This is a genomic window from Fontibacillus panacisegetis (assembly GCF_900102215.1).
Lineage (GTDB): Bacteria > Bacillota > Bacilli > Paenibacillales > Paenibacillaceae > Fontibacillus > Fontibacillus panacisegetis.
In genome coordinates this window covers 1-20,074 of record NZ_FNBG01000031.1, presented here as the reverse complement: position 1 = coordinate 20,074, position 20,074 = coordinate 1, and the positions used below count along the sequence as shown (strand labels likewise).

Sequence of the window (20,074 nt, the reverse complement as noted above, 5' to 3'; positions counted from 1 at the left end):
CTGAGTATTCTATCTCAGAATAAGCTTAAAGCGGAGGGAAATTGAATGGGATACTATGTCAAGGTGGAACCTAATGTCAAGATCTATGTTGAAGATGTGAACCCTGGTGGGGATAAGACGATTTTATTTGTTCACGGTTGGCCGCTGAATCACAACCAGTATGAGTACCAATTTAATGTACTGCCTGGCAAAGGGTATCGGTGCATTGGCATGGACCTGCGTGGGTTCGGCAAATCTGATAAGCCTTGGCACGGGTATTGTCTGGATCGGATGGCTGATGATGTTCGTGGAGTAGTTGAGGCTCTTCAATTGAAAAATTTCACTCTTGCCGGCCACTCCTATGGTGGAGCTACCTCAATCAGATATATGGCAAGGCATGCGGGGTACGGCGTGTCCAAGCTGGCTTTATTCGGAGCGGCAGCTCCAAGTGTTACACAAAGACCAAACTTTCCATATGGGCAACCAAAAGAGAACGTTACAGCGCTTATAGAGAATTCCCTTAACGATCGACCGAATATGCTCCGCGGGCTTAAGGATATATTTTTCTTTCAGAACGTCTCTACAGCACTTGGTGATTGGTTTTTTGATTTAGGATTGGTCGCTGCTGGTCATTCTACTGCCAAGGTAGCTCAATCATTTCGGGATGAGGAGCTATTCTCTGACCTTGGTAAAATACATGTACCCACTTTGATTCTACATGGCATTCATGACAAGATATGCTACCCGGAGCTGGCTGTAGCCCAGAAGGAGGGAATTCCGGATGCTAAGCTAGTCTGGTTCGAATTCAGCGGGCATGCACTGTTCTATGAAGAACGTGACAAGTTCAACAGTGAGCTAATGAAATTTATTGAACACTAAAGCTATTTATATACGTATTTGCGCTGTGCCCAGTAACTGAACAGGAATAAAGTGATCTCGGTCAACAATTTGGCCGGGATTATTGTTAATCCGATCATTTCATGATACAGGTACATAAAGCCGTAATTCAGCAGGAGTACAAGTACGACAAGCGAGAAATATTTAGGCATAGAATGATGGATTTCAGCAGCTCCACTCTGTTTGCGGAACACTACATTTCGATTCATGGTGTAATTAAAAATAGAGCTGCAAATGCGTGCTGCGACGACCGATAACAGCAGATTCGCACTAATATGCTGAATGATCAGCAGTAACCCGAAGTCTAACAGGGCGGAAGCAATGGACGATGCGCTAAATAAAATGATCGGCAGATATACCCTGATTGAATCGGCTAATGGACGAAAATGTGATGATTTATTCTCATCTAAATACACTGTATCGATAAAAGTCTCTTCAATGCTATATCCTTCCTGATGTGCAGATAGCAGTAAGTTCATTTCGTACTCAAAACGTTCCCCGGAAATTTGACACAACCAATCCAGCATATCCGCTGAATACCCGCGCAGACCTGTCTGCGTGTCATACACTTTAGTTCCTGTTGTAAAAGAAAACACCGCCCGTGTTACCGAATTGCCAAAACGGCTGCGCAGAGGAACCTTGCCGCTAAAGCGCCGGCTGCCAAGAACTATCTTATGATCTCCCTGTTGGACGATCTCACTGACTGCCATAATATCTTCAGGCAAATGCTGTCCGTCACTGTCGGCGCATACTACGATATCTTGTCCTCCGGATTCCATTAAATAGTGAAATCCTGTCTTTAAAGCGCGTCCTTTTCCCCGATTTACTTCATGGTGCAGAACGATACATCCAACTGCTTCCGCCGTGTTGAATATTTTCTGATATTCCTTGCCACTGCCGTCGTCAACAATAATGATTCGGGTGTCAGAGCGCTTGCGCAGCTTTTGAATGAGCTCAAGCAGACGTTCGTCAGGTTCATATGCCGGAATAAGTATAGCCATATCACTTACCCTCTTTCACATATAAAATGTCGCTGACGCCGCGTTCTCTATTTTTGCCCAGAGGATTGTTCACAACCCGACCCATGAAATACATCGTTGAAGAGCCGCCGCCATCAAGATTGTACGCTTCTGTACACCCGAGATCCGCAAAAACCTGAGCGAATTCAGTTAACGTCATACCACGGCTATACCCTTGCTTCCGGCCGTCTACAACGATGAATACGTAATGATTTGGAGCGATCATCCCGATTCCTGTTCTTGGATTTGCATTTTGAATGGAACGGTTCCCGAAGTTGGTATCGATTTTGACGTGATCAAAATTGCTTGTCACTTCGCCAGCCTTAATCAGCACAGGACCAAAGGATAATGTATTAAGCACTCCATCAGACAGCAGTGTTGAGGAGTCCGCATCTTCTTCCTCATATGATTTCATCGTCCCGTCATTGAGTAAGGCCAGACCTGTTCTTGCAGGCTCATCTCGATATACAGTTCCGTTTCGAATGATCACACCATCACTGCGGAAGCCATAGTAATCTCCATTAATGGCGAATATAGCATTGTTGGTAGAAGCAATCTCCGATGTGTTCTCGATAATATTGCGTCCAAAGCTGTCGTCTGCAAAAGCTGATAGAAGGTTAGTTCCGTTTTTCAACTGAACGTCTGCAACATAGTAAGTGATTTTGTCAGATCCCGAGCCGCGTTCTACCTGATCGATTTTAATTTGAAGATTGTCGCTGTTATAGCTCCAGTCGTCGTACACCGCTTTACCTGTAACACTATTTTTATTGCCGCTTGAATTGCCATCATCCACGACGATCTCTACATGCTGGATTAAATATCGGTCGGCAAGTCCGTATAAAATCGCTCCTACTACTAAAAGGACCAGAAGCAGTATAGCGTACAATTTTCGTCTGGATTTTATAGGTTTGGAACTTATCATAAGAACACTCTCCTTATTAATAACTGGATTAAGCTCCTCGAATTGGAGAACCTTTTGAGCACGTAATTCATGTTACTGCGGGCAGCTGAAAGGGAACTGAAAGCTAAATGAGCATTTGCTGAAACTTCTTGGATGTGTGAAAAAGAGGGGCAAATAAACATGAAACTGAGGAAACTTGCGATTTGTAAAAATAACGATAAAATTACGTCAATAAGGTATCATGAAGGATAACAATGGAATTAGAATGGGAGGGGGAGTTGATGATGGATTCGCAGAGTGTGCAGGAAATTGTCAATCGGCAAAAGCAGATGGTTCAGTCAGGGGCTACTAAATCAGTCGCTTTCCGTTTAAAACAGTTGGAGACTCTTAAATCTGCTATTAAGGAACGTGAGAAGCTCGTAATGGAAGCATTATTTGCTGATCTGGGCAAATCTGAATTTGAAGCGTACGCCACGGAAATCGGAACGGTATATGACAGTATTAGCCATGCTATGAAAAATCTTAAAAAATGGGCCAAGCCGCAGCGGGTGCGAACTCCGATCGTTCATTTTGGATCAACCAGCTATATTTATTCTGAACCGTATGGATCTACTCTCATTATTGGTCCTTTTAACTATCCATTTATGCTAGTTATGGACCCGTTAATCGGAGCGATATCTGCAGGGAATTGCGCGGTAGTCAAGCCATCTGAATATACTCCACATGTATCTGCAATCATTGCAGAAATTTTAGCGGATTGCTTTGATGAGACTTATATAATTACGCTCGAGGGCGGTAAGGAGATTACTTCGATATTGATTCATACTCCTTTTGATCTGATATTTTTTACAGGCAGCATTGGAGTTGGAAAGATTGTTATGGAAGCTGCGGCGGGTAATTTGGTGCCGGTGATTTTGGAGCTTGGGGGCAAAAGCCCATGCATTGTAGACCGAGAGACTAATCTGGATCTAGCTGCTGGACGAATCGTATGGGGCAAATTTTTGAATACAGGACAAACTTGTGTTGCCCCGGATTATGTGCTGGCTCATCGAGACATAAAAGAAGCGTTGATTGTAAAAATGAAGGAACAAATCACCGCTTTTTACGGAGCTGACCCTAAGGACTCTCCCGATTATGGAAAGATCGTAAATACCCGGCAATGGGATCGTCTGAATGGCCTTCTCTATCATACAAAAGTTGTTGCTGGAGGAAATGGAGATCGGGAAGATTTGTACTTTGCACCTACAATAATGAATGGAGTGGAATGGAACGACAAAGTGATGGAAGAGGAAATATTCGGCCCGATTATGCCTGTTCTGGAATATGACGATTTATCTCTTGTCATTGATAAGGTAAATGCTAGACCTAAGCCGCTTGCCTTGTATTTGTTTACCGAGAATAAAAGCGTCGAAAACAGGGTGCTGGAGTCTGTTTCTTTTGGTGGCGGATGTGTAAACGATACAGTGCTGCATTTGGTCAGCCCTTATTTGCCTTTTGGCGGAGTAGGATCATCGGGTATGGGGTCTTATCATGGCAAGCACAGCTTTGATTCTTTCTCCCATCGCAAAAGTGTGCTGAAAAAGTCGACTAGAATCAATTTGGATTTGATCTTTCCCCCATATAATGAACGAAAGCTGAAATGGATTAAAAAATTCATGAAATAGTACTTGCGACTAATATAAGCAACGTTAGAGTAAAATAGAAAACACAATAGATAAGGAGGCCGTGCCAGTTGAAATATCGCAGATTAGGAAAAACAGAACTGGATGTATCCGTTATTGGAATCGGGACGTGGCAGTTTGGAGGAGAATGGGGCCAACAGTTCACTCAGAATGATGTCGACTCTATTCTGGATAAGGGTCAGGAGCTTGGCATTAACCTGATTGATACAGCGGAATGTTATGGAGATCATTTGTCAGAGTCGCTGATCGGAGACTATATTAGTCGCCGAAAACGTGAAGATTGGATTATTGCGACTAAATTCGGTCACCATTTTCATGAGCGTTTTACACGTACCGATGTTTTTGATGCGCAGGATGTGTTGAAACAGCTTGATGCTTCCCTGAAGGCGCTTCGCACTGAATACATCGACCTATATCAATTCCATTCAGGAAGAGATGAGGCATTTGATAATGATGATTTGTGGACGTTGCTGGACAAGCAGATTCAAGCAGGGAAAATTCGATTCTTGGGCACTTCCATCGGCAGCAATGACAATCTACATCAGACCGAAAATTCCACAAGGGTTAATTCCTCAGTTATTCAGGTTGTGTACAATCGTCTGGATCGGGTTCCAGAAAACCGTGTATTCCCTTCCTGTGAACAACAGGATTTGGGAGTGTTGGCCCGGGTTCCGCTTGCTAGCGGCTATTTAAGCGGCAAATATAAGCCTGGAGCTACCTTTGAGTCCACCGATGTTCGGCATCGTCATGATGCCCAAAGCACTATGCGCAAGCTTGAGGAAGTGCAAATGATTCGTAAAAATGAAGTGTCTGAAGGAGTAGATATGGCGCAGTGGGCATTAGCTTGGTGTTTACGCCATCCGGTCGTCAGTGCAGTAATACCGGGTTGCAAAAACCCGGCTCAAGTAGAAGCTAATGCTAGGGCAGCAAACCTGCTAGATTAGGTTGCAAGAATAACAATGATCCGATGAATTGCGAAAGTTGCGAAAATCATCGGATTTATTTTTTTGGCATATTTTTATGTTGACGGTTGTAAATAATAGGTATAATATGAACATACATACTATAATTTCCTATATATTGGGTGGTTGGTGGAGGATCTGATAGGGGGTGGTTGCTGTTTGAAGCACACATCTACGATTTGCGCAGAGCTGGAAGGTTTCATTAAGAGAGAAGAGATGACTCTTCATCATTTTGCTGGAACTTCCGGTATTAACGCGGGTACGTTAAGTGGCATTCTAAATGGTAATCGACCAATCGCTATAGGACAACTGGATCGAATGACTTATGCGATGGGTCTTCCGGAAGGCAGTCTTTACGATTTGTATGTTGATGAGTTTTTTGCGCCTCAAGCTCCTCATTGGCGACGGCTTCGTCCTTTTATGCTTCGTTGTGCTGAACTTAAGAAATACGGATGTATTCAGCGAATCTCGAATCGGTTATGTAAAGATTTTTGGCATATTTCCGGTATTTTCAATACTGCTGAAATTTTGTTTGAGAAAGGCTTGTACGAAGCGGCGGCTATATTATACGAGAGCGTCGTTGATAGTGAGCACTCAAGTCATATGGAGCGACTTGCGATAAGCTACTATCGTCTATTTCAGATTTATCAGGGAGACTGTCGTAAGGGTTATAAAGCTGTCATTCAATTTTTGCCTTACCGATATCGCCTGCCGGAAGCGTATGCTTTGAACGGTCTGTTGTTGCTTGCTGAAGTTTATGCAGTCAGGTCCAGTTGGACTGAGGTAGAGAATTATGCGGATGAATTGAGTGAATTGGCAGTTAAGTTATATAAGAGACAGGTATGGAAGTCAGACGATTTTAATCCTGATCACCCACTCGTATACTACTACGGCAAATCTTATCTGTTCAAAGCTGCATCGTATGAATATCGTGGAATGTTCGAGGAAGCGAGGAATTGGATTTCCCAATATGCTGATCTGAGTTGGTTTGAGGGTTTAGATCAACAAGGACTGGATGAAGTGAATAAACTGAAATCTTTGGCAGAGGCGAACTTTATTAACCTAGAGATCAAAGCAGGAGATCGCAATAGAATCCCGGAATATGTTTGTTTTCTGGAAGAACATCCTGATGAAATTGTTGAAGGATTAACTATTTTATTGGAATCGGCTAATCGGTACCACTTTTTTATCGATGAGATTCTCTTTAAATTTTCATATAAAATTGAGCAATACGGAAATGTTGATACAGATCACAGGTTAACTCAAAGAGTGGCAACTAATAGCTATCCAGAAAAATTATCGTATAATTTGCGTTGTTCTGTGTTCTTTCAGAACTTTGCCGTCTATAACTTCAGAAAGGGTCTTCATCGGGAAGGCATAAAGAACCTGTTATATAGCATGGCGATATCAGTGACCTTAAATAATAAGGAGCACATATTTAATAGTATGGTTATGTTCGAGTTGTACCGCCGATTCGCTTCTGATCAACAATGTCAGACTTATAATAATTTATGCAGAAATTTGTGGGATCATGAAAAAGTAAATATCTTAGGTGGTTCCAACCGTGTTTATGTTTAGTTCTGTTGTGTCGTAGCTGGTTCTAGCGTATTGAGACAGTTGTCACATGGCTGGTAATTAAGGATTAGTACAAAAAGGACTGGCATTAAGCCAGTTCTTTTTGTCATACTAGAAAGACATAAAATGCAAAACAATATCCTATATACTTCCAAAAAATATATATTATGCATAACATTTGAACAGTAAATATTTAGCAACATAACCTATGATATAAATAAGGTGGTGTGTAATTATGATGAATAGTTTTGAGTTTAATAGTAACTCTGAATATATAAAGTGTAGAATTGAAGAAGAAAGAGACGGACTTAATGAGCTCGTCATGAAATACGGATTTCGAGACGTACGTGTACTCAAGCAATCTATGGAGCTTGATAAATTGATTAATTCATATAATAAAGTAAGATATAACGATACTAGATATGCCAAGAAGCCAACGGTTGAAAGTAGTCGACTTTTTGAAGAGATAAGATATAGAGCTTGAAGAATATTGGATGCTTCTAAGAGAAACTGGATTTTATTGCTGTTAAGTATCGTCTTCGCTCAGAGCTGCATAATGTGGGATTATATGATGTTGCAAGAACCGTCCGGATTACGGACGGTTCTTCTGTTTTGGTAGTGCTGTGACTAAAATCGGAAAATGATTTCTCTAGTAATTAGATTATTATTTACATTGTTGATATAATGTTTACATTTGTAAAACATTTATAGAGAAGAGATGAAATACAGATGGGGCTTCGTACGATTTCAGATAGAAGTAAATTTATAGGTATATATATTCTATTACTTCTTAAAGTTATATTGCTTCGTGTTTTTGTTTTCGGAGAAACAGGGTGGAAGAGTTTGCCTGCCGAAGCATTGTCTATATTAGTCTTGTTTTGCGCTGTGGAGCTGATATTTTCTGTAAAAAGAAAAGGTATTGTCTATCAGATTTTTAACTTTCTGTTTTCGTTTTTGCTTTTTGCTGTCACGCTGTATTATGCGCATTTCGGAACCGTGCCGACTTATGTTGTATTAAGCGAGCTGAATCAGGTTCCGCAAATTCGCGCTAGCGTCAATGCATTACTGCGGCCGGAGCAATTTTTATACTTTGCTGATTTTGCTGTACTTGCATTATGGAGAACCGTGAGCCTTGTGCTGGCACGGCGTAAATCCAGAAGAGGAGGACTCCGTTTTCAGACAGCAGATGTGAGGCCGTTAAGAAGCGGTCGGATCTGGAAGCTAAGTGTAGCAGTCGTGATGATTATCAGCATTGCTATATCGGTTGTTTCTGTGCGATCCGGCGGCAAGGTCGATAATGAGCTGTTTCGTGCAGAGAAGATAGGCTTATTGAATTTCCAGGTCGATGCGGCTCTTCGTAATTATGAAGAGGAAAAAATGATTGCAGAGGGGAATTTGCAGGAGACAAAAACTAAAATTTCAGACTTGCAGGCGAGTTACCCATATCGCGACGATTCACAAGCTGGCGGTAACGGGGCGCTTAAACCCCAATATTTTGGGGCAGCAAAAGGAAAAAATCTGATTGTGATTCAGATGGAATCTTTTCAAAATTTCCCGATTCATCTGTCAGTCGGAGGGCAAGAGGTTACTCCTGTACTGAATGGGTTGATCAAGGAAGGGGTTTATTTTCCCCATGTGTTCCAGCAAATTGGCCCCGGCAACACCTCGGATGCTGAATTCATGTCTAATACGTCTATTTATCCTACGGCTGCAGTAGCAATGTCTAAAGGCTACGGCAACAGGGAGCTGCCCAGCTTGCCTCGTTTATTGCAGAAGCATGGTTATGTGGCGAATACGTTCCATATTAACAATGTAACCTTCTGGGATCGGAATAAGCTGTATCCTGCATTAAATTTTGATCAATATTATGACAAGCCTTACTACAATAATGATCAGTTCAACAATTTCGGCGCATCTGATGAAGAAATGTATCGGGTTGGAATGGAGAAGCTGAGTGAAATTCATCGTCAGGGTAAGTCCTTTTATGCCCAATTTGTAACAACGTCGAGCCATTCTCCTTTTACAGTACCGGAAGACAGACGTCAGATTAAGCTGACCTCTGATCTCGAAGGAACGAATCTTGGTAATTATATTACGGCTGTTAATTATACGGATTATGCGATTGGGAAGCTGATCGGGCAGTTGAAGGAAGCTAATATGTGGGATGATACAATGCTTGTTATTTATGGCGATCATTTCGGACTTCAACCAAGCGATACAAGTGCAGAAGAAATTAAGTCTAAGCTTGGAATTCCATATGATAATATAATTAGTAGATTTAACATTCCTTTTATAGTGCATATACCTGGTCAAAATCTCGGTATTACATCAGATCAGTCCGGGGGGCAGGTTGATATGATGCCTACGATGGCTAACTTACTCGGTATCTCTCTGAACGATGAAGGTTTTACCGCATTGGGACAGGATTTGCTGAATATTGATCATAACGTATTCGGTATGCGGTATTATCTTCCAACAGGATCATTTTTTAACGATGAGATTCTGTTTATGCCGGGTCAGGGATTTGATGATGGTTCTGCAATATCATTGGACACATTACAGCCAGTTAGTGATTTCTCAAGCTATCGCAACGACTATGACTATGTTACGCAATTGATGAAGCTGTCTGATGAATATGTAAAGCTGTTGCCTAAACGTCATTAATAAGGAAATGTAGTGTTGAAGTATCAGTTGGGGGCGAACGGAATGGACGGAATGGCTAGTATGGACAATGTCAGAAGTGTAGGGGATACGATCAGCACGATTCGACAAATGAAGGTAAAAGGGATTAATATAGGCAAACCTGTCGTAATGACGTATCAGAACAAGGAAATAATGAGCGGTTTTCACAAAACTCCGATTGAAGGGCGGATTTATTTGTCATCTCTTAACTTTGATGGTGATGGACAAGGAGATTTGAAGCATCATGGCGGAGTAGATAAGGCGGTATGTGTCTACCCGTTCGAAAGGTATGCTTATTGGGAACAAGAGCTGGGATTGTCTTTGGCGCTGGGGGCGTTTGGAGAAAATGTAACCACTGAAGGTATGCTGGAGGATCAGATATGCATCGGTGATATTTTTCAGTTCGGAGAAGCTGTCGTTCAGGTAAGCCAGCCCAGACAGCCCTGCTATAAAATCGCTGCCCGATACGGAGTGAAGGAGCTTCCTGCAATGGTTCAGGAAACGGGATATACCGGATATTATTTAAGAGTGCTTCAAGAGGGATGGGTTAATCCAGAGGATACACTATCGCTAAAGCAACATCATGCAGCCGGAATTACTCTCCAGTATGCCAACCAAATGATGTTTCATGATAAGGAAAATGCGAAGGGAATCCAGACTATTTTAGACGTGGAAGAATTGTCCTCAAGCTGGCGTGACACCTTTACTAAACGGCTTGGCTCATTGTTAAATGACTAATGACCGGTATTCAAATTGCAGAACCTGCCCGATTCTCGTTGGAGAGAAGGGCAGGGTTTTATTTTTTGAACTTTAGTCGCATTCCCTTTTGTCCTAAAAAATGGTATATCAAGAAATAAAGTTAATTCGAAAAAGGAATCAGCATCATTTTTGGGTAATTTTAATTATAAGCTGATTCATGGAGAAACTTTTTTCAGCCTTGATACGTCATTTAATCAGCATTAATTTTATCACATCTGTTTATTACGGGTGTAGGAGGATGAAACGGTGAGGAAAATATGGACTTCTTTTTTAGCAGTTATTTTAGTGGTGCCTCTGCTGCTGCAAACAACTGCTCATGCGGATTCAGCAATAAATGTCTACATTGATGGATCTCCGCTGAAGACGGATCAAGCACCAATCATGGTTCAAGGGCGTGTCATGCTGCCGCTTAGAGCTATCTTTGAAGCACTGAATGCTACGGTCAAATGGGATCAGAAGGCTCAAATGGTTACAGCTATTAAGGGAGATACCACGATCGTATTAAAAATTAAATCCAAGGTTGCGACAATTAACAATCAGGCAGTAACATTGGATGTTCCAGCTCAGTCGATTAAGGGGAGAACGATGGTTCCCGTAAGATTTGTGAGCGAGGCCCTTGGTCAAGAGGTAGGGTGGAACTCCAAAACGAAGAGAGTAACTATTACCAGCTCCGACAATAGCGGCGGTAATGGGAATGTAGGCAATCCAAGCGCTGTATCTTATGTAACGCTTCGGGATAATGGCAGCAATGGAGACGGAAGAGATTTGGAAGTGAGCTTTGGTAAGTCATTAAACGAGGCTTCTGCCGTTGATCATTACCGAGTTTATATTGTGAAGGCAGGAAATGCTTCATGGTTTAATTTGAGCGCGACAGGCAAAGTATCAACGGGCAACTATTCGACGCTTTTGCCAACGGGTTCAGATCAATCCCTCAGGCTGTTATCCTCGACACGTGATGTAGATGGCGCTGTAATCAAAGCCAACCAAAGTTATGTAGCTTTTGTGCTGGCTGTAGGCAAAGGCAATGCGACTAATGCACTGTCCGCTGCTTCGGGCACAGTTACGTTGGATAGTGGCGCTTCAGTTGCTGCGGCTACGAATGTCAAAGCGTCCGATGTGAGTGATTATGGTGATGGTCGGGATATTTCGGTAAGTTTTACCCGTCCACAGAATGATAGCAATATAAACAATTATCGAGTATTAATCGTCAAAACGAAGGATGTCAGCGGTTTCAATCTGTCCACTGCGAACAATGCTTCGAGCCAATCGTATATTATTGTAAATAAATCAGGAAGCAATACTTCCTTAAAAGGAACATTAAACTCTAATTCGCGTGACACGTCCGGAGAAATTATCAAAAATGGCGTGGCATATACCGCTTATGTTCTCTCCGTGAGTAATTCGAGTACGGAATCAAACAAATTGTCATCTGGCTCGTCTTCTTTTACACTTAACGCCAGCGCGATAAGCATTCCAACAATCACACAGGTTAGAGATCAAAGTGATAATGGAGACGGCCGGGATCTGCGGATCAGCTTCACTAAATTATCGGATGAGTCTAAAATATCCGGTTACCGGGTTTTTGTCGTGAAGGCTAGTGACTATGCTAATTTTAATTTGAGCAAAGCCAATTCGGTATCGAGCTCCAACTATACGTCATTCAATAAGAAAAATTACAACTTCGATGAATCTTTGTCTTCCAGTGCAAGGGATGTTGATGGAGCGACAATACGAACTGGAGTAAGCTATCGTGTATTTGTTATGGCTGTTGGAAGCGGCAGTTACACAGGGAACAACACTCTGTCTTCACCATCCAGCGCTGTTACTTTATCGAATATTTACTCTGTTGGAATGGTAACCAATATAAATGTGAGCGATGTCTACGATAACAATGATGGTCGGGATTTGTATGTGTCGTATACTCGTCCATCGGATGAGTCGAATATTAGCAGCTATCGTATTCTTGTCGTTAAAACATCAAATGCCGGGAGCTTTAATCTGAGTAAAGCCACCGCGGTATCCGGATATAATTATTACACACAAGCGAGTGTAGGTTCTAACTTCAACCAAGCACTTGCATCTGGGGCGAAAGATGTTGACGGCCATAAAATTCAAAATGGTGTGAGTTATAATGTATTTGTTCTGTCCGTAGGCAAAGGAAGCTATAACGGGACTTACACTTTGTCAGCTAAATCAAGTTCAATTACGCTAAGTAACAATTACACCGTTGGAAAAGCGACTAACATAACAGTTAATGATATTAGTGATCATAATGATGGTCGTGATTTGGAAGTGGCATTTACTCGAGCATCTGATGAATCCAATATTAGTAATTACCGGATTATGGTCGTGAAATCCTCCAATGCTGGAAGCTTTGATCTGGCAAAAGCGAATCTAGTCAATAGCTATAACTATACTGAGGTAAATAAAGGCGGCAATTATAAACAGTCGTTATCCTATAATGCTAGAGACGTAGATGGAAATGTCATTCAAAACGGAGTGAACTACCGCGTGTTTGTATTGTCGGTAGGAACCGGAAGTTATGCAGGGAATAACGCTTTGTCTCTGGGGTCTTCTTCAACTATTACTTTAAGCTACAATTATAATGTTCTTCCTGTACCTAACGTAACTGTTAGCGATATTGGAGATAATAATGACGGTCGCGATCTCGAAGTGTTTTTTAATAAGGCATCCGACGAAACGAGCATTAATCATTATCGTATTCTCGTAGTGAAATCTGCAAATGCGGGCAGCTTCAATTTAACAAAAGCGAATGCAGTTAACAACAGCAGCAACTATACGCAAGTGGCAAAAAGAGGAGATAATATTAAGACGGCATTATCGAGCGGTGCTAGAGACGTAGATGGAGCAACCATTCGCAATGATGTTCCATATCGTGTTTTTGTTCTCTCTGTAGGCAGTGGAAACAACAATGCTCTGTCTCAAGGTTCCTCGGAAATTACGTTGAGTATGAGTAATGCAGCTGAGGAGGTTATTGGGCTATCCGCAACATTAGAAGGAAATACGGGCAGCTTTAGCGATATTAAGGTTAGCTTTAATAAGGTGGCTAATGAGAACAAAATATCGGAATATCGTATTTTAATTGTACCCTCGTCCTCAATAGGTAATTTCAAAGTACAGGATGCCAACAATGTAACGGTAGCTGACAATTATACTCGAGTTGCCCCTAGGGGATCAAATGTGAGTCAGTCACTACAAAATTCGAGAGATGCTTACGGTAATGCTATTAACACTGACACCACATATCAAGTTTTGGTGCTGTCAGTAGCTAAATCGGGCAACCCTGCGGATAATACCTTGTCTCGTGCTTCTAATCAAGTGAGGGTTAATCCGAACCCGGATACGGTTTCCATACCTGCTGTGTCAGATGTAAAAGTTACATCCGATGCTTCGGGCATAACTGTGAGCTTCACTGAGCCAGCGGCAAAACAAAATATTGCGGAATATGCCATCATTGCTGTGCCAAAGGGCACGGCGCTTGATCTTGCAACAGCAAGAAGTGCATATTCTGACGGAAAAGCGTTGAAGGTCAAAGACGGTGCAGCACAAATAGTAACACAGGACGTATATGGTGCGCCTATTAATAATACGAAACTAGAATACGACATTTATGTGCTGTCAGTTCCTAATATGATTAACGCTAAGATTCCGGCCTTGTCACCTTCCTATTCTGCAGGGCTTTATGTACCTCCTGTTCAACCGGAAGTGACACCACCGGCATCATCACCACCAGTAGTGACACCGCCAGAGCAACCATCTGTCCCGGTTACAACTCAATAAGTACTCTGATGACGCTATCGATATACATTCACAAAGAAAGAGCGACCCGTTATGGGCCGCTTTTTCTTTGTGAAATAAATAGGCGAAAGGTTTATTTGACAGGCAGAGCTGCCTTCGGTACCTTTATACTAACCATTTGATGAATGTAGGAGAAAGAGTGCTTATGAAAAAAGTCGGACTAGTCATGAGGAAAATACAGTTTACCGAATCACAGGGACCACGGGTGTTTGCGGAACGGCTGCGAGATTTGGCTGCGCAGCTTGGGGTAGAGATCGTTTTTATCTCGCCAGAAAGACATGTCAGTGGACATGATTGGATCGCAGGATATGAACATGAAAAAGGGGACCTGGTCAACTATGATATTGTCCTTGATCAAATGTATTCAGCCGGTATTGATCATGTTATTTATACTGTATCCGGTTTTACCTTCTTAAAGATGTTTTTTAAAAATAGTGTGCTGTTTCCACACAGTTTTCCTGATCCTGCTCTAACGGGTTATGAAATGATGAAGCCATTTTACGGAATCGTGGACAAGGCTATTGTTCAGACAGAGTTTTTGAAACGGCAGATGAACGAGGTTTATGGTGTAAGTGATGTGGATGTCATTCCTATCGGGTTTAGTGAGCAGCTGGCAGAGGAATACTTTGATCCTAGCGCCATTGTGGGCAACCGTGTCCTCTGGATTGGAAGGGATGAGGAGAATCGCCGCCCTGATCTGGTATTGGAGTATGCACGGCGCAATCCGGATAAGGAAGTAATTATGGTGTTTGGCGGCATGAGATATAAGGAAAGTATGAAAAAATACGATATCCCGCACAATGTTAAATTGAAGTTCGCCTTAACTCAGAGTGAAGTTTTTGAACTCATGAACTCATCAAAAGTATACTGGAGCAGCTCCAAATTCGATACTTTCGCGATGCCGCTGACCGAAGCACTTGCTATGGGCAAAATCGTCATTAAGCCGGAGCATCCTTGTTATGATCATATTAGCAGTCATCATGCATTTGCGGGCAATGAGAAGAACTGGTTTGAATTAATCAACATGGCGATAGCCTCACCTCTCAATTATTCGATGGACAATCGGGACTATGCCTTCTCGAAGTTTTCAAGCTCGGTGATGAAGGAAGGCTATCGTGATTTCTTTGATCGGTGGTTACGTTAGAAAAGACCGCTTCTCTGCATTAGATAGGTACATCAGCAGAAAAGCGGTCTGTTTGATTAGTCTGAATGTGCAGCAAGCAACTGTGCCGTAGAGCAGCTATCAAGCGGACGGCTAAAGTAGAAGCCTTGAATTTGATCACAACCATGCTGACGCAGGAAATGGAACTGCTCTTCCGTCTCAACACCTTCGGCCAGCACGGTAAGTCCTAGTGATTTACCTAATTGGATGATGGATAACAGAAGAGAGTTATCTCTTGTAGATGTAGGTGTATTTTGAATGAACGTACGGTCGATTTTCAACACCTGTAAAGGCAGCTCTTTTAAATAATAGATAGAAGAATAGCCTGTACCAAAATCATCGATAGACAATGAGATTCCCCGGCTTTTCAAAAAGTCCAGCTTATCTTTGATCATGACGGGTTCATTCAGCAGTGATTCCGTCACTTCAAGCTCCAAGTATTTAGGATCAAGTCCGGTTTCCTGAAGTGCACTTTCTACAGTTTTTACGAATTGTGGATGTCTGAACTGGATCGCCGATACATTGACGGACACTGGTAGCTTGGGATGTCCAGCATCCTGCCACATTTTGTTAGTTCTGCATGCTTCACGCAAAACCCATTCGCCAAGCTGAACGATAAACCCGCTATCCTCTGCAATGGGTATAAAAGCTGCCGGAGATATGCGTCCTTGCTCCGGATCATTCCAGCGAATCAGAGCCTCGAGTCCTGTAAGAGTACGCGTCTCCAAATTGATTTTCGGCTGATAGAACAGCTCAAATTCCCCTTCAGCCAAAGCGCGCGGCAATTTCTTTTCAATTTGTACACGCTCCAATAATTTATCCATTAGGTAATAATCAAAATAATGCGGATCGTGCAGCGATTCGTTTTTCGCTTCTTTCATAGCTAATTCCGCATGCTTGAGCAGGAGGGTAGCCTCAGGACCGTCGTCCGGGTAGATGCTAATACCTGTACCAAAGCCGATCGTAATTTCTTCTCCAAATAAAATGTAAGGTTTATTTAATGATTCGCTTAATTCACTAGCCATTTTATGTATTTGCAAAGGATCAGACAAACGGGATAATAAAACAATAAATTCATCAGCAAAGCTGCGGCAAATCGGCGTGCCTTCGTCGAATGTTTCACGCATTCTGTCAGCAACGCTTTTTAGCAGGTCGTTACCTGCTCCTTCACCATAGCTTTCATTAATATAACGGAACCGGTTAATATTGACGCGCAGAACGGCAGCGGTCTTCTTCTCCGCTTCTGTAGTGATTAGCTCTGCTTTCATAACTTCCCGGAATCGGCTCATATTAAGCAGGCCAGTGATTGGATCAAAATAAGAGAGCTGACGGATTCTTTGGTTGGAAGCGTCGCGCTCCTCCATCTCCTTAGTTACATCGAACTGAAGCCCGATAAAATAGCTTGGCTTCCCTTCCTCATTCATAATCGGGCTGATAATGAACTGGTTCCAGAATGTACTTCCATCCTTTTTGTAATTCTTGATGGTTACCGTGTCGGCGCGACCTTCCTTAATCGCCTGACGTATAACTCCCAGATGCTCCATATCAGTCTCTTCTCCCTGAAGAAACCGACAGTTCCGCATAAGAACTTCATCTCTGGAATAACCAGTTATTTGCTCAAAGCCTTGATTAACGTAGACTAGAGGGTTGTCTTTAATATTGGGGTTAGTAATAGCCATGCCGACCCCCATCATATCAATGGAGCGTAATAACGCAGAAGAATTAATAATCGATTCGATACGGGTAGAATTGATTTTCTGTTCCTTTTCTATGTCCAAATGAAAGCCCCCCTTAGAATGAACCGTATTAAGATGTATGTATCAAACCGAAGACCGGTATATGGGGTACAACTACAGCTTAAGTTCATCATACATGTGGTGCATTCAGGAAATCAATGATTTTAACCACTAAAAAATAAAATCACCGTCCAAAAAAAACCAATGGTCGATTTTGGACGGTTTTTCATATACATAAAAAGTGATATATTAGGGGATTTCGATTAAATTATTCCGAAGGGATCACGATCACTTTCTCAGCGTTTCCGATTGGTGGCAGACTGCGAGTTAATAGCGGACTGTAGAAGGCTACGATTTTAGTATCCTTGGTAAGCTCGTTTACTGCAGCTTCAGTTCCATCGACATGAATTAGAGACGTATCTTCCGTAATATTAACGATAACTTCAGCAGGAGAAGAGGTGCTGATTCCTGACCCTTGAACCCGAATACTAGTTGGTCTGTTGGAATTCGCAGCAGTAACCTCTTGAATCGTACCGTGGGTGCCTAACCAATCAATCGTATAATCCTTGTCCTTAACCGTGATGCGATAAGTAGGTGTTTGTGGTGGCAAGCTTAACGTAGCTATGTTGGTCAGTATTTTGAATGTTCTGATTAGGTGCATTTTCAGTTGCAGCGTAGGTGGCGCCTCCACCTAAGGTTAAAGAGAGTGCGAGCAAGGCTGCTGAGTATTTTTTTGCAGTCATCATGAATGATAATCCTCCTTCTTGGTGTAATTAACCATCTGACGAGCCTGAACGACAAACAGTTGCAGATATAACAGAAAATTAATTGAAGAGGGGAGATAAGTGATTTTTTTCATTATTGAACTACCGAATGAAGTGATAACATGAGTTTACTAAAAACGTGTAAGTTGTATTTTTTTGCATCATATTATTTTAATGCTTTATAGCGATAATGCGGTATAGTATTGCGAATGATGATAGTTTTGCTCTTATATTTAATTCAGGAGGATTAAGATGGGAAAAACGACTGGTTTTTTAGAATATGAACGTGAAGTTGCTGTAGAGGTTAAGCCGTTAGAGAGAATATCTTCATGGTGTGAGTTTACAGTGCCCTTGGATGAAAATAAACTGAGAGAACAGGGAGCACGTTGTATGGATTGTGGCACTCCATTTTGTCATGTGGGACGTATGCTGTCAGGTATGGCATCTGGTTGTCCAGTTCATAATCTCGTCCCTGAATGGAATGATCTCGTATACCGTGGAAGCTGGAAAGAAGCACTAAAACGACTTCACAAAACCAATAATTTCCCCGAATTTACTGGACGTGTCTGCCCAGCCCCATGTGAGGGTGCCTGTACGGTGGGGAAGCACGGTTCTCCTGTTACAATCAAGAGCATTGAGCGTGCTATTGTTGATAAAGGGTTTGCTGAGGGTTGGATTCAACCGGCAATTCCGGCAACGCGTACGGGTAAAAAAGTAGCTGTCATAGGCTCTGGACCAGCAGGAATGGCTTGCGCAGCGCAGCTTAACCAGGCAGGACATCTTGTAACCGTCTATGAACGGGCTGACCGAGTCGGCGGTCTTTTAATGTATGGAATTCCAAATATGAAGCTGGATAAAGGACTCGTGCAGCGTCGCGTAGATCTCCTTGCAGCTGAGGGTGTTACCTTTATAACTGGAACGGAAATAGGCAAGGATATTCCTGCTGCTGAGCTGAAGCGTGATTTTGATGCTGTTGTTCTATGTGGTGGGTCTACTAAAGCTCGGGATCTGAATGTACAAGGGCGCGAGTTTAACGGAATATATCAGTCCATGGAATTTTTGACGCGCAATACGCGAAGCCTGCTGGATTCGAATCTTGACGATGGCAAATATTTATCCGCTAAAGGGAAAAATGTTGTTGTCATTGGCGGAGGAGACACTGGTACAGACTGTGTTGCTACGGCTATTCGGCATGGATGCCGCAGCGTAACACAATTGGAGATCATGCCTCAGCCGCCGTTAACCAGGCAGCCAAGCAATCCATGGCCTGAGTACCCTAAGGTGCTGAAGACAGATTATGGTCAAATAGAAGCGATTTCGATACAAGGTGAAGATCCACGCCGATATGTAACTTCAACGAAGTGTTTTGTTGGTAATGCTGATGGCCAGGTTACTGAGGTGCATACAGTAGACATTGAATGGACAAAAACGGATTCCGGGCGTCTCATTCCAATTGAAATTCCTGGCAGTGAAAAAATTATTGCAGCCGATATGGTTTTGCTTGCTCTAGGATTCACAGGGCCGGAAGAGGGAATGATCGTAGAACTCGGCTTAGAGCAGGATGAGCGCTCTAACATCAAAGCGGAAGAGGGCAAATACAAGACAAATGTACACGGTGTATTCGCTGCTGGTGATATGCGGCGGGGCCAAAGCCTGGTTGTATGGGCGATTGACGAGGGCCGCCAAGCTGCCCGTGAAGTGGATTTGTTCTTAATGGGTGAAACCCAGCTGCCATAAGCTATAAGTAAAAAGGGGCTGTCCCTCAAAGTTATCTAAGATAACTTTGAGGGACACTTCTTGTTTAGCAGTGTAAAGGCAAGATATCAGGAAAAGGATGCAAAAATACAGTTTTTTTAAAGTAGCCATGAAAGGATGAACAAAAGCCTGCAAAACTGCAGCAATATTGTTCAGAATAGACTAGTTTGAAGAGAATCCTTAGAGAAAGCATGCACATTTGCAGCAATTTAGGGCATTTAGAGACTTTACATGATCAAAGCCTGCACATTTGCAGGAATTTCAGAAAATCCGCATCATGACACTATTACACATGAGATACGGTCATAGAATGCGGCAGGATCAAGCGGTGCAGGGGGCGTCTTCCTTGCACCGCTATTTCTAGTTTTGACACTAAACCTAC

15 protein-coding genes are annotated in these 20,074 nt (G+C 42.5%); 10 read left to right on the top strand and 5 right to left on the bottom strand.

Annotation, left to right across the window (positions count from 1 at the left end; translation table 11 throughout):
• Positions 1–45 precede the first annotated feature (45 nt).
• Positions 46–858, top strand: a complete 813-nt coding sequence (locus tag BLS49_RS20175) for an alpha/beta fold hydrolase (protein WP_091235112.1) — start codon at positions 46–48, stop codon at positions 856–858.
• A 2-nt stretch (positions 859–860) separates the two neighbouring features.
• Here BLS49_RS20175 and BLS49_RS20170 read toward each other — a convergent pair whose 3' ends face one another.
• Both BLS49_RS20170 and BLS49_RS20165 read right to left on the bottom strand, forming a co-directional pair.
• Positions 861–1,877: a bifunctional glycosyltransferase family 2/GtrA family protein gene (locus BLS49_RS20170; protein ID WP_091235109.1), complete on the bottom strand. Its 1,017-nt coding sequence runs from the start codon at positions 1,875–1,877 to the stop codon at positions 861–863.
• A 1-nt stretch (position 1,878) separates the two neighbouring features.
• Positions 1,879–2,817 (bottom strand): phosphodiester glycosidase family protein, encoded by a 939-nt coding sequence (locus BLS49_RS20165; RefSeq protein ID WP_091235107.1) that lies wholly within the window; start codon positions 2,815–2,817, stop codon positions 1,879–1,881.
• Positions 2,818–3,077: 260 nt separating this feature from the next.
• Between BLS49_RS20165 and BLS49_RS20160 the strand changes: the two genes are divergently transcribed.
• The 8 genes from BLS49_RS20160 (at position 3,078) to BLS49_RS20125 (ending at position 15,419) form a co-directional block, all read left to right on the top strand.
• Positions 3,078–4,460 carry an aldehyde dehydrogenase gene (locus tag BLS49_RS20160; protein WP_091235105.1) on the top strand — a complete coding sequence of 461 codons (1,383 nt, stop codon included), beginning with the start codon at positions 3,078–3,080 and terminating at the stop codon, positions 4,458–4,460.
• Positions 4,461–4,528: 68 nt separating this feature from the next.
• The gene (locus BLS49_RS20155) at positions 4,529–5,422 is read left to right on the top strand and encodes an aldo/keto reductase (RefSeq protein WP_091235102.1); all 894 of its coding nucleotides are present in this window, start codon (positions 4,529–4,531) and stop codon (positions 5,420–5,422) included.
• Between the two features lie 177 nt (positions 5,423–5,599).
• Positions 5,600–7,018 carry a transcriptional regulator gene (locus BLS49_RS20150; RefSeq protein WP_091235098.1) on the top strand — a complete coding sequence of 473 codons (1,419 nt, stop codon included), beginning with the start codon at positions 5,600–5,602 and terminating at the stop codon, positions 7,016–7,018.
• 232 nt (positions 7,019–7,250) lie between these two features.
• Entirely contained in the window at positions 7,251–7,499 is a 249-nt protein-coding gene (locus BLS49_RS20145) for an aspartyl-phosphate phosphatase Spo0E family protein (RefSeq protein WP_245742599.1), read from the top strand.
• A gap of 245 nt (positions 7,500–7,744) precedes the next feature.
• Complete coding sequence (locus tag BLS49_RS20140; RefSeq protein WP_091235095.1) at positions 7,745–9,679, top strand: LTA synthase family protein; 1,935 nt, start codon at positions 7,745–7,747, stop codon at positions 9,677–9,679.
• Positions 9,680–9,694: 15 nt separating this feature from the next.
• Positions 9,695–10,435: an MOSC domain-containing protein gene (locus BLS49_RS20135; protein WP_342707220.1), complete on the top strand. Its 741-nt coding sequence runs from the start codon at positions 9,695–9,697 to the stop codon at positions 10,433–10,435.
• A gap of 267 nt (positions 10,436–10,702) precedes the next feature.
• On the top strand, positions 10,703–14,257 hold the full coding sequence (locus BLS49_RS20130; RefSeq protein ID WP_091235093.1) for a copper amine oxidase N-terminal domain-containing protein: 3,555 nt from the start codon (positions 10,703–10,705) through the stop codon (positions 14,255–14,257).
• A 163-nt stretch (positions 14,258–14,420) separates the two neighbouring features.
• Entirely contained in the window at positions 14,421–15,419 is a 999-nt protein-coding gene (locus BLS49_RS20125) for a glycosyltransferase (RefSeq protein ID WP_091235090.1), read from the top strand.
• Positions 15,420–15,475: 56 nt separating this feature from the next.
• On the opposite strand, the gene BLS49_RS20120 is transcribed toward BLS49_RS20125, so the two are convergent.
• From BLS49_RS20120 to BLS49_RS24900, 3 genes are all read right to left on the bottom strand, one after another.
• Entirely contained in the window at positions 15,476–17,215 is a 1,740-nt protein-coding gene (locus tag BLS49_RS20120) for a putative bifunctional diguanylate cyclase/phosphodiesterase (protein ID WP_245742597.1), read from the bottom strand.
• A 226-nt stretch (positions 17,216–17,441) separates the two neighbouring features.
• A complete protein-coding gene (locus BLS49_RS20115; protein ID WP_139173161.1) occupies positions 17,442–17,783 on the bottom strand; it encodes a hypothetical protein in 342 nt (113 codons plus the stop codon).
• Entirely contained in the window at positions 17,746–17,919 is a 174-nt protein-coding gene (locus tag BLS49_RS24900) for a hypothetical protein (RefSeq protein WP_175471485.1), read from the bottom strand. The genes BLS49_RS20115 and BLS49_RS24900 overlap by 38 nt, the downstream gene beginning before the upstream one ends.
• A 270-nt stretch (positions 17,920–18,189) precedes the next feature.
• Between BLS49_RS24900 and BLS49_RS20110 the strand changes: the two genes are divergently transcribed.
• A complete protein-coding gene (locus tag BLS49_RS20110; protein ID WP_091235085.1) occupies positions 18,190–19,674 on the top strand; it encodes a glutamate synthase subunit beta in 1,485 nt (494 codons plus the stop codon).
• The last annotated feature ends 400 nt before the right edge of the window (positions 19,675–20,074 follow it).

Bases quoted from the DNA above. Each gene is read 5' to 3' on its own strand.
- BLS49_RS20170 (WP_091235109.1), bottom strand. From the start codon at position 1,877: ATGGCTATACTTATTCCGGCATATGAACCTGACGAACGTCTGCTTGAG.
- BLS49_RS20175 (WP_091235112.1), top strand. From the start codon at position 46: ATGGGATACTATGTCAAGGTGGAACCTAATGTCAAGATCTATGTTGAA.
- BLS49_RS24900 (WP_175471485.1), bottom strand. From the start codon at position 17,919: ATGATGACTGCAAAAAAATACTCAGCAGCCTTGCTCGCACTCTCTTTA.
- BLS49_RS20145 (WP_245742599.1), top strand. From the start codon at position 7,251: ATGATGAATAGTTTTGAGTTTAATAGTAACTCTGAATATATAAAGTGT.
- BLS49_RS20165 (WP_091235107.1), bottom strand. From the start codon at position 2,817: ATGATAAGTTCCAAACCTATAAAATCCAGACGAAAATTGTACGCTATA.
- BLS49_RS20125 (WP_091235090.1), top strand. From the start codon at position 14,421: ATGAAAAAAGTCGGACTAGTCATGAGGAAAATACAGTTTACCGAATCA.
- BLS49_RS20140 (WP_091235095.1), top strand. From the start codon at position 7,745: ATGGGGCTTCGTACGATTTCAGATAGAAGTAAATTTATAGGTATATAT.
- BLS49_RS20110 (WP_091235085.1), top strand. From the start codon at position 18,190: ATGGGAAAAACGACTGGTTTTTTAGAATATGAACGTGAAGTTGCTGTA.
- BLS49_RS20160 (WP_091235105.1), top strand. From the start codon at position 3,078: ATGATGGATTCGCAGAGTGTGCAGGAAATTGTCAATCGGCAAAAGCAG.